The organism is Taishania pollutisoli (assembly GCF_014518315.1).
GTDB lineage: Bacteria > Bacteroidota > Bacteroidia > Flavobacteriales_D > Crocinitomicaceae > Taishania > Taishania pollutisoli.
Genome location: NZ_JACVEL010000017.1, coordinates 24,602 through 35,393 on the forward strand (window position 1 = coordinate 24,602; position 10,792 = coordinate 35,393).

The 10,792-nt window shown below is 42.4% G+C and carries 8 protein-coding genes; 1 reads left to right on the forward strand and 7 read right to left on the reverse strand.

All coding sequences use genetic code 11. The annotated features are described in order from the left end of the window. The first annotated feature begins 70 nt into the window (after positions 1-70). On the forward strand, positions 71-1,801 hold the full coding sequence (locus H9Y05_RS15385; RefSeq protein WP_235992234.1) for a phytoene desaturase family protein: 1,731 nt from the start codon (positions 71-73) through the stop codon (positions 1,799-1,801). On the opposite strand, the gene H9Y05_RS15390 is transcribed toward H9Y05_RS15385, so the two are convergent. The 7 genes from H9Y05_RS15390 to H9Y05_RS15420 all read right to left on the reverse strand — a co-directional run. Then, positions 1,798-2,364 carry a helix-turn-helix domain-containing protein gene (locus tag H9Y05_RS15390; RefSeq protein ID WP_163492972.1) on the reverse strand — a complete coding sequence of 189 codons (567 nt, stop codon included), beginning with the start codon at positions 2,362-2,364 and terminating at the stop codon, positions 1,798-1,800. The two genes, H9Y05_RS15385 and H9Y05_RS15390, sit on opposite strands and share 4 nt — an antisense overlap. Positions 2,365-2,373: 9 nt before the next feature. Further along, a complete protein-coding gene (locus H9Y05_RS15395; RefSeq protein WP_163492971.1) occupies positions 2,374-3,774 on the reverse strand; it encodes an MFS transporter in 1,401 nt (466 codons plus the stop codon). After that, complete coding sequence (locus H9Y05_RS15400; RefSeq protein ID WP_163492970.1) at positions 3,771-5,000, reverse strand: NAD(P)-dependent oxidoreductase; 1,230 nt, start codon at positions 4,998-5,000, stop codon at positions 3,771-3,773. Before H9Y05_RS15400 ends, H9Y05_RS15395 begins: the two co-directional genes overlap by 4 nt. Before the next feature lie 36 nt (positions 5,001-5,036). Beyond that, positions 5,037-5,705, reverse strand: coding sequence for a KdsC family phosphatase (locus tag H9Y05_RS15405; protein WP_216714785.1), 669 nt, complete (start codon positions 5,703-5,705; stop codon positions 5,037-5,039). Between the two features lie 5 nt (positions 5,706-5,710). Next, positions 5,711-6,709 carry a 3-deoxy-7-phosphoheptulonate synthase gene (gene aroF, locus H9Y05_RS15410; RefSeq protein ID WP_163492968.1) on the reverse strand — a complete coding sequence of 333 codons (999 nt, stop codon included), beginning with the start codon at positions 6,707-6,709 and terminating at the stop codon, positions 5,711-5,713. A 238-nt stretch (positions 6,710-6,947) separates the two neighbouring features. Beyond that, on the reverse strand, positions 6,948-7,952 hold the full coding sequence (locus H9Y05_RS16575; RefSeq protein ID WP_163492967.1) for a CBS domain-containing protein: 1,005 nt from the start codon (positions 7,950-7,952) through the stop codon (positions 6,948-6,950). Positions 7,953-8,074: 122 nt separating this feature from the next. Continuing rightward, positions 8,075-10,792, reverse strand: a 2,718-nt coding sequence (locus tag H9Y05_RS15420) for a PKD domain-containing protein (RefSeq protein ID WP_216714786.1), incomplete at its 5' end; no start/stop codon positions are given.

The window sequence follows — 10,792 nt, forward strand, 5'->3', positions numbered from 1 at the left end:
CTCAACTTAAATTCCACTTAATCTTCCTGTAATTCAAATAATCACTATTTTTACACGCAAAATCTTAGCGTTGGACAACCATTCACATACAAAGTACGACATCATCATTATCGGAGCCGGAGTCAGCGGCTTAATGTCTGCTGCTTTATTTGGACGATTGGGATACAGTGTGTGCGTCCTTGAAATGGATGCACGTCCGGGAGGATACATCGCCGGCTTTAACCGGCTTGACTACCGGTTTGATTCTGCAATACACTGGCTGAATCAGTGTGGAAAAAACGGATTGGTTACGCAGGCATTTTCATTTATCGGTAACGATTTTCCAAAAGCTGCTGTTCAACACAAGATACGGCGTTACCATGTCAATGAGTACGATTACCTGGTAACAACAGATGTGGATGCATTCAAACGGCAACTCCAGCAGGATTTCCCGGAAGATTACAACGGAATTGAGCGATTTTTCAGGGATGCCAGAAGAATTGGTACTTCATTTGAAAATTTCCGGTTCATCAACCGGAACATGTCAACCATGAATATCTGGGAAAAAATGAAACGCGGCATCCAAATGCTTCGCTTTGTGATTCCCTTCATTCCTCATGTTCGTTTTTCCGGAGAAGAGGGGGTAAAAAAAGGATTAAAACGGTATTTCACTCATCCGAAACTCCTTGAACTGTTCGGATCGGAACCTGATTTACTCTCCTGCCTGATTCCCATTGCATGGACCTATATACAAGATTATCAGACACCTCCTCCCGGTGGAAGTCAAACGTTTGCAGAATGGTTGGAGTATGTATCTCGCACCTATCAAAACGATATCCGGTTTAAATCCAGGGTCTCCAGAATTAGCATTGAAAACGGGGTGGCAACCGGTGTAGAATATGAAAACAGGGGACAACTTTACAAGGTGGAAGGAAAATACATCATTGCCGCCTGCGATGTGAAGAACCTCTATGAAAAATACCTACCGCAAGGGATTGCTCATCCGGATTTGCTCAAACGACTGGATAACGCGGAACTCTATGCTTCGGCCTTTACACTGTCATTGGCGCTTGATTGTACGGGAGAAGAATTAGGGTTCGGAGAAGAAATCCTGTACATTGCCGACGCAACATTAAACCGAAATAAATTAGGGAACGGCGATCCTGAAACCAGTGGCATACATGTTATTTCCGGATCCGTAAGAGACAAATCCCTTGCGCCTGAAGGAAAAGGAACGCTGACGATTTTCATTCCGTCATTTATTGAACAATACGAAAATTGGGGAACGACACTGGATGCAAAAGGAAATTATAAACGTGGCACCGACTACAAGGACACCAAGCAAAAGGTCGCGGATATACTGATCGAACGGCTTGAACGGGAACTAAACATTGATTTACGCTCACATATCGTTTACCTGGATATTGCAACACCGATTACACATCAGCGATATACCGGAAACAGAAATGGCACAATGATGGGCGCCCGACCGGGAAAATCAAACATGCAGGCAAAAGTTGCACACTATAAAACACCTGTTTCCAATGTATTTTTAAGTGGTCACTGGGCAGAACTCGGAGGAGGAATTCCAGTAGCTGTAAGGGCTGCGATGAATTCTACATTACTGGTATTGAAAAAGGAAAATAAACTTGCTTTTCGACTGCTGGCCGATTATATGGACGGCAAACTGACAGCCGATTCGGTCAATCAATCAACGTTGGTTCGACCATACGCAAATGACTGGCAACAGAAACCGACACCTGCAGAGAAAGTACAACGTAAAAAACAACAAGTCAATACCTCCGACCAGGTTGAAAACTAAACCTCATTCAGTGGTTTTCGGTCTTTCCCTCCCCCGTTTTTGTATTCAGACGGTGTCATTCCGGTGATCTTTTTAAATTGTCCACTCAAATGCGCGACGCTGGAATAATGCAAATGATCTGCAATTTCACTCAGTGTCAATTCATTGTAACTGATCAATTCTTTCACACGTTCGATCTTTTGAGCAATGACAAATTTTTCAATCGTCGTGTGCTCTGTTTCAGAAAATAATTTGCTGATGTAACTGTAATCCAACTCAATTTGTTCACTCAGGTAATCGGACAAATTAATTGTCAGGTACGTGTGTTTATGATGTACCAACTCAATGATAATGTTTTTTACCCGCTCGATCAACTGGTGTTTTTTATCACCGATCAGTTCAAAACCAATCTTTTCGAGGTTTGTTCCAAGTACTTCTTTTTGAGCATCGCTGATTATACCCGCTACCTTTACTTCTCCCAGGGTAACTGATAAAGGTTCGATATCCAATTTTTCCAATTCCGATTTTACCGCCATGATACAGCGGTCGCAAACCATATTTTTGATACGCAACACCTCTTCCATACAACAAATTTATTTAAAATAGTCGAGTGTCTGGTTATCGGTTGTCAATTGCTCGTCATAATCCGACTTTCGTCCGGTTCTGTCTCTCGGAACAAATAATAGCAACAACCACCCCATTGCGAAGAAGAAAATGACAGACAAAATAGAAGAACGCATGTCATTTGTCAGGTACTCCATCAGTCCGAAGAAGAATGTTCCGAATACAATTCCAACCTTTTCAGTAACATCATAAAAGGAAAAATAAGAAGCGTGGTCTTCTGTTTCAGGGAGAAATTTAGAATACGTTGACCGGGATAAAGCTTGCGTACCTCCCATTACAAGTCCCACTCCTGCCGCCAGAATATAAAACCCGAACGGTGTTTTCAGGAAATAAGCACTTACACACAGCGGAATCCATACTGCAACGACAATCAGCAAGGATCGAACGTTTCCTACTACTGTCGAAATCCTGGAGAGCAAAAATGCCCCCAAAGCTCCCAATAACTGGATCAGCAGAATGGCGATAATCAAACCCGTTGTCGCCTGATCTTCATACTTACCTGCAAAAATCTCTCGTTTGGCATACAAAACAGCCATGAGCATTACGGTTTGAACCCCTGTATTGAAAAAGAAAAATGAATTCAAAAAACGCTTTAGCTTCGGTTGGGTTCTAAACTCTTTCAATACTTTCTTTAATTCCCGGAATCCGTTCATTAAAACCCGGGAGGATTTCGGTCTGTTGTACACGTTGTTTGGCAAAACACGGTAAGTGATCTGGCTGAAACCGATCCACCAGACTCCGACGAGGATGAAACTGACATTGGTGTATTCTTTTCCGATTCCCATAACAATTCCCAGGCAAACGATCAGCAACAACATACTCCCCAGGTATCCCATTGTATAACCGCTGGCAGATATCCGGTCGTGGTCTTCGGGTGCTGCGATTTCGGGTAGGAATGCATTATAGAATACCAAACTGTTCCAAAACCCGATACTTGCCAAAAATACAGACAACATTCCAACCTCCAGTGGAGCTTGTCCGAACCAATAAAGGGAAATGCAGGAAAATGCTCCCAGGTAGCAGAAAAACTTCATGAATTTCTTCTTGCTTCCCGTCAGATCGGCAACTCCGGAAAGCATCGGTGACAAAATAGAGACGATGAGAAATGAAAACGATAAGGTAAAGGACATTAAAACAGAGGGAGAAAGCTGCGTTCCGAAGAAATCGACGACCACATTCACTCCTTCCGGTACTTCTTCCAGCTGTAATCCGTGCTGTTGATTGTAGTGACGTAAAAATGCCTGTGTTGTAACCGTATCATAAAAAATAGGAAATATTGCAGATGATATTACCAGGTTATATACTGAATTTGCCCAATCGTAGAAAATCCAGCCCCGGATCGTCTTTTTATTTCCCTTTTCCAATGTCATACGATGTCTAATTCGTTAGCATAATCGCTTAAATAGTTAAAGCCCGGCATCAATCTTCCCTGCAAGTCTGTTTCTGATCCTCGTTCAATCACCCTGTCCGGGTCTTCTCTGAACAGTGGCGGGAAAACATTTTTGATCAGTTCATTTCCAAAATCTTCTGAGGCGTCTTTCGGTAGTTCGCACGGTAAATTATCAATCGCCATTACTGCAATTGCTCCTTCGTTCATAAAATCTGTTTCCGCTTCCGAAACCGGGTCGTATCCATAAACCGGATCGGCAATCTTACTGGAGCGAATGGTACAAGCGATCGGACCGGCGATATCACATGAAATATCAGCAACTACTTTCAATTTCAATCCTTCCTTTCTCAAACATTCTTTTGTCAGCAAAAATGGTGATTTACTACTCCAGAAATGACACGGAATGTACATCAGTGTCCCTTTTTCAATGAACTGCTCCAACACGGCTGTATATTTTTCCGGATGGGTGTAAAACTCCCCTTTGTCGAATTCACTTCCATCCTTCGGTACGTAATAATCTTCAATATCCAGGTGCGTATAAATCGGTTCGTCAAATTGTTTGTTCAGAAATTCAGAAGGCGCAACTTCTTTGATCGGGAGCAAATCAATCACTTCCCTGGCACCGTTTCCTACCCTTCCCCATCCTGTCAATACGACTCTTGCATCCGAAGGCAGAACAACTTTACTCAGCTCTCCTTCCATTTCTTTACGGTTGGCACATTGATTAGCCGGTTTTAGTTCATACATCCCCAGTTTAAGCCCGAGCGTTCTGAAGCCGTTATAACAACCGACAATTCCGGCATACCTTCCAAATCCGATAATGCGTTTATCAAATTTGTCTTTCAACACCTCATAATCAATCAACTGGATTTTTTTATCCAGAATTGCGCGCAGTAATTTCTGATTATACGGTTGTTTTTTGATTGTATGTGAAAAAAACATAAATTTCTTTTCGGGAATCAAATCTTCCAGATTCACTTCCTTTACTCCGATAATAATGTCACATGAAGTTAAATCTTCATTGATTTCAATTCCTTGTGCTTCATATTCTTCGTCTTTAAAGCAACGAATAGCGCTTGGCTGAACCACAATTTTCACTTCGGGGTACTGTGCTTCTACTGTTTTACATTGTTTGGGAGTCAACGGAACCCGATGATCATTCGGTACCTTCCCTTCTCTGATAATTCCTAATCTAACCTGTTTCATTTTCTAGCTCGTAGGTTACCTTTTCAGATAATCCGTTTAAATTTTAGGTAAATATGTGTCAATAAATTCCCGAACACACCCCTTTCCACCATCTGTCTGCAATACAATATGGGCGTGTTGCTTCACTTCCTGAACTGCATCTCTCGGGCAAGCCGCGATAGCAACTGTCTTCATAACCTCCAGATCATTGATGTCATCTCCGATAATGGCTACCTGTGAAACATCCAACCGGAGTTCTTCGAGTATTCTGTTGAGCACTGTTAATTTGCTTTCTCTTGTTACAACGCAATGCTGTATTCCTAACATTTCAGCTCTTGCCTTTACTGTATTTGAAACAAATCCTGACGAAATAATGGCGAGTTGAAAATTATTTTTGGAGAGGTGAAGGATTGCCATTCCGTCTTTTGTGTTGAACTTTTTGAACTGATCGCCGGTTTCTGTGAAGTACATGCCCCCGTCGGTCATGACTCCGTCAACATCCAGCACCAGTAATTTAATGTTGGTTAACTTCTGTTGTAAATGTGCTAAAGGAAATAACGGTTTGAACAATAATGTATACAAATCCACATCATATTCTTCTGCAATTGCCCGTAAATCAAAGACCGATAATTCCTGCGGGTTTTCTACTCCCAGGTCGGAGAGAAACGCCACATGATCGATTCCGAATTTCGCACAAAGGCCCTTTATATTTCCTTCTAAAAACATCTTTGTTATACAATTTTATATCCGACAGCGCCGGCCACAGTTTCCAGGTCTCGCTTCAACGCTGTAAATTCTTCATAATTCAATTGCTGGGATGCATCTGATTTCGCTACCTTCGGATTGGGATGTGCTTCGATGAGTAAACCATCTACTCCCATTGCTGTACACGCTTTAGCCAGCGGAGCAACGCCGTACGCATACCCCATTGCATGCGATGGATCAAGGATTACCGGTAAATTTGTGTATTCCTGTAACCATGCAACTCCACATAAATCAAGCGTAAAACGGGTTTTTGTTTCAAACGTACGGATACCGCGTTCACACAATACAACGTTCGGATTACCTCCGGAAAGCACAAACTCAGATGCCTGAACAAACTCCTGTAAAGTTGTTCCGAAACCGCGCTTGATTAATACCGGTTTATCTGTCTTTGCACATGCCCGTAAAATCCCCTGATCATACATCGCTTTCGCTCCGACCTGGATGATATCCGTGTATTCGATAATTTCATCAATATGCGTCGCATCCCTGGCTTCCGTAATAACCGCAAGACCATATTCTTCCCGCATTTTTGCGAGCAATTTCAACCCTTCCAGTCCCATTCCCTGAAATGAATACGGGCTGGTTCTTGGTTTATAACATCCCCCTCGTAACACCGATAAATTTAATGATTTCAGGAGTTCAGAAGCAGACCGGATTTGTTCTTCCGATTCTACCGAGCATGGTCCGCCGATTAAAACAGTATGATTAGTCGTTCCGCCGATCACGACATCTCCCAACTGAACTGTTCTCTTTTCTTTCTGATAAATAGTGGATGCCAGCTGAATGTCTGAATCAAACGCCCAGAATTTCTCTACTTCTTTTTCGATAGCAACCGGAATCGTTTTCATTCCCGCTCCCGTAATCAATACATCTTTTTCCTGGTAACGGATATGAAATGCCTTTAATTCTGTCGTTAATTCATTTATTCGCTGTGCATTAACGCCAGCTTTCAAGTGTAAAATCATCCTCTTTTTTTAATGAGACCCACAAATGTACGAAATCCTTAGAGTATTTACAATTCCTGAAAAGATATCGTATAATTCCTCTGGTAAAAAATAAAGGACGTTCGTCTGTAATTAATGATGTTACCCGAACTTCTGTTTAAAAGTAATCGAACAAGGATCAAAAATATAGATTCATTAACGAACAAAGATACTTTTTCGTATGGAAATAAAGAGAGATCACAAAAAAAGAGGGATCTGTTTATAGCTCTGCTTTGACCAAATTAGCAAAATTAACAATCCCCAATGCTTTTCTGTCAGCATCAACAACAGGAAGGTATGACACAGTAAACGGGCTGTTTTTAACCGTTTTGAGCATTTCTACAACCGTTGCATTTCCATTGATGGTGATCGGAGTCGTATTGATCATCTCAACAGGTTCCACCTGATTCAGATCCGCCAGGTTTTTCATCAGTGCTTTTCTGACATCTGCATTTGATATTAATCCTTTAAAACCATGAAATTCATCTAAAACCAATGTAAAACCAACACTTCCCCGTTCAATGGATGTAAGAATATTGTTGATCGTTAATTCCGACAAATATACAAACGGACATTCTTCCAACGGAGTCATGAAATCCTCAACAATATATGCTGATTCAATTTTTCGTTTGGTCAGGTTCATCAATTGATGTCCTACACTTGGCCCCTTGAATAAATAAGACCCGCTGACAGATGATGTTACCCCCATATTTCGGAGAATAAATGATACTTCCCCATTTACTCCACCGTCAACATGTATGGATTTTACAGGAAACTGTTTTCTGAATTTCCGGATTTTATCAAAGTTTGTTTTGTCAAAAACACCTCCGCTTTGTCCCGGAACCGTTGCCATGATCAGTATAAAGTCGAAATGAGCGTATGCTTCAAATACGTCTACAGAAGTTGGTGTAATAACCGCCAGTCCCTTTTTCCCGGTTATAGTTTCAGGAATATTCAACGGCTCTTTCAGGTCTTCATACTGAAAGGTAATGTATTCTACGGGATGTTGCTCCAAAAGTGCATAATACTTAGAAGGAGTTTCTGTTATAATGTGTAAATCGATCGGTAAATCACACCATGTACGTATTTGTTCAATATCATCAAATACAGATACATCATCATTACAATCCACGTGTAGCATATCAACCTGGTGATTGACCAAATCTTCTATGACTTCTTTTAATGAACGGGATTTGTCACTGTATACAGATGCTGATATTTTCACTTTTTATAATTAAATATTTCCACAAATATACATTTTAAAGCCGGTCCTTTGGTCTTTCCAAAACAAAAAGAACCTCCCGAAATTCATGAGAGGTTCTTTCTGATCTTTTACCGGAACGGCAACTACCTTAAAATATTGACATGCCCTACAAATGATTTCCGTTCATCTGTTGCGGCAGTTTTTACTTCTATTTTCCATGTATAGGTTCCTTCCTGACAAATATATCCGTCTGCGCCATATGTTCCGGCCCATCCGATTGATGCATCATGTGATTCAAAGATTAATTCTCCCCATCGATTAAAAATCAACAACGTGTAATCGTATGGATCATATCCGTACGTGAAAACCGGTGTGAACACATTGTTGTATTGATCACCATCCGGTGTAAATGTGTTTGGTATATAAAACAATAACTCCTCTTTCACAGAAACATCTGCATATGCTGTATCAACACATCCTGCATTCGAAGAAGCTACCAGCATGATCGTATAGGTAGCAGTTGAACCATTTGGAAATTCATGTACAGGAGAATGTGCAGTAGAAGGTGACGATCCGTCTCCGAACGTCCAGAAATATGAATCTGCATACAAGGTTTCATTTACCATTTGTGATTCCGAATTGTATGAAGTTAATTGATCCGGGTTCGGGTAGAAGCTTGCAATCGGCTGTGGCTCTACGCACACATAATCAGTCAGTGTCAGGGTATTTGAACAACCTTCCGGCGTACTCACAACCAATGTTACATCATAACAGCCCGGTTGATCAAATACCGTAGAAACCGTTCCGCATCCCTCAACGACATCTCCGTTTTCAAAATACCAGGTACAATTCGTAAGATTTCCCGTTGAATGATTCGTAAACGTAGGCGTAACCGGATTACATCCGTATAAGTTTTGTCCTTCTATATCAACAACAGGAATCGGAACGACTGTAACAATTACCTGATCTGAGTTTTGGCATCCATGGATATCTGTACCTTGAACGGTATAAGTTGCAGTACCCGCAGGTGTGAACGGTACACCATTGGTAACACCATTGTTCCATGCATAAGTTGCCGCTCCGGAACCTGATAACGTAACCGGTTGTCCTGCACATACAGAAAAATCAGTTCCTGCTGACACAACCGGTAAAGCATGAATGGTAACCATCGTTGCTATATCCTGCGTTTGCTGACATCCGTACACACTTCCCTCCCCGATATGCGTAATGGTATAAATAAATTCACCTACTACATTCGTTGGAACCTGAAGTGTTACAACCGAACCGGTTGAAGTCGCGTATTGATCTGCTCCACCGTTTACATTATAAGTAAATGTATAGGGAGTGTCTCCGTTTGTTCCGGAGAATTGAACTTGAGGCAATACATTGTCCTGAAAACAAGCTTCAACAGGTAACGAAATAGCTGCTACAGGCAACTGTCTGATAACAATCGTCTCAGTATGACTAATTCCCCTGTTACATCCCGTTGCCGGATCAGATACGTTAATTAATTCATAAACATATGTTCCCGGAACAGCAGTTGATTGCGTCACATTTGCACTGGAAGAACCAGATGTTGTTACTGTTTGTGGCACTCCGCCATTGATCGTATATGTGAACGTATATTCACCAGAACTGTTGGTTCCCGTAAATGTAAGTACCGGAGCTGTTTCATCCTGACAAACAGTAGTTGATCCTGCACTTGATGCGTCCGGCATCGGATGAACCGTGACTGCGACTGTTCCCGTTTGCGGCTGGCCACATCCTGTCGTGATATCCGAAACGGATTGTAATGCATATGTAAACGTTCCCGCTGTGGTTGTCGGAACAGTGATCGTTACCGTATTTGACCCTGATGTAGTAATCGTCTGGCTTGCTCCACCATTTAAACTGTATGTAAACTGATAATCAGAGGAACCATTGGCTCCCGTGAATGTGATCGTCTGAGCGGCATCTCCCTGACACACCGTTGTCGTTCCTGCGATCGTTGCGGTTGGAAGCGGGTTCACGGTTACCATTTGTGATTCATTCACATTCTGGTTACAGCCCGTTGCAGGGTCTGATACATTCAGGAGTTCATACGTAAACGTTCCTGCAGTTGTTGTCGGAACAGTGACTGTTGCACTGTTTGTTCCGCTGGTTGTCAGCGTCTGGTCGGCTCCTCCATTCAGATTGTATGTAAATGTATACTCACCGGAACTGTTGGTTCCCGTAAATGTAATCACAGGTGCTCCGTCCTGCTGACATACGACAACTGTTCCTGCAGTCGTTGCGTCCGGCATCGGATGAACCGTGACCGCAGCTGTTCCCGTTTGAGGCTGGCCACATCCTGTCGTGATATCCGAAACAGATTGTAATGCATATGTAAACGTTCCCGATGTGGTTGTCGGAACGGTGATCGTTACCGTATTTGATCCGCTTGTAGTAATCGTCTGGCTTGCTCCACCATTTAAACTGTATGTAAACTGATAATCAGAGGAACCATTGGCTCCCGTGAATGTGATCGTCTGAGCGGCATCTCCCTGGCAAACGGTTGTCGTTCCTGCGATCGTTGCGGTTGGAAGCGGGTTCACGGTTACCATTTGTGATTCATTCACATCCTGGTTACAGCCCGTTGCAGGGTCTGATACATTCAGGAGTTCATACGTAAACGTTCCTGCAGTTGTTGTCGGAACAGTGACTGTTGCACTGTTTGTTCCGCTGGTTGTCAGCGTCTGGTCGGCTCCTCCATTCAGATTGTATGTAAATGTATACTCACCGGAACTGTTGGTTCCCGTAAATGTAATCACAGGTGCTCCGTCCTGCTGACATACGACAACTGTTCCTGCAGTCGTTGCGTCCGGCATCGGATGAACCGTGAC

Excerpts from the sequence above, each read along its gene's own strand:
- H9Y05_RS15400 (WP_163492970.1), bottom strand. The coding sequence starts at position 5,000 with ATGAAACAGGTTAGATTAGGAATTATCAGAGAAGGGAAGGTACCGAAT.
- H9Y05_RS15395 (WP_163492971.1), bottom strand. The coding sequence starts at position 3,774 with ATGACATTGGAAAAGGGAAATAAAAAGACGATCCGGGGCTGGATTTTC.
- H9Y05_RS15390 (WP_163492972.1), bottom strand. The coding sequence starts at position 2,364 with ATGGAAGAGGTGTTGCGTATCAAAAATATGGTTTGCGACCGCTGTATC.
- aroF (WP_163492968.1), bottom strand. The coding sequence starts at position 6,709 with ATGATTTTACACTTGAAAGCTGGCGTTAATGCACAGCGAATAAATGAA.
- H9Y05_RS15405 (WP_216714785.1), bottom strand. The coding sequence starts at position 5,705 with ATGTTTTTAGAAGGAAATATAAAGGGCCTTTGTGCGAAATTCGGAATC.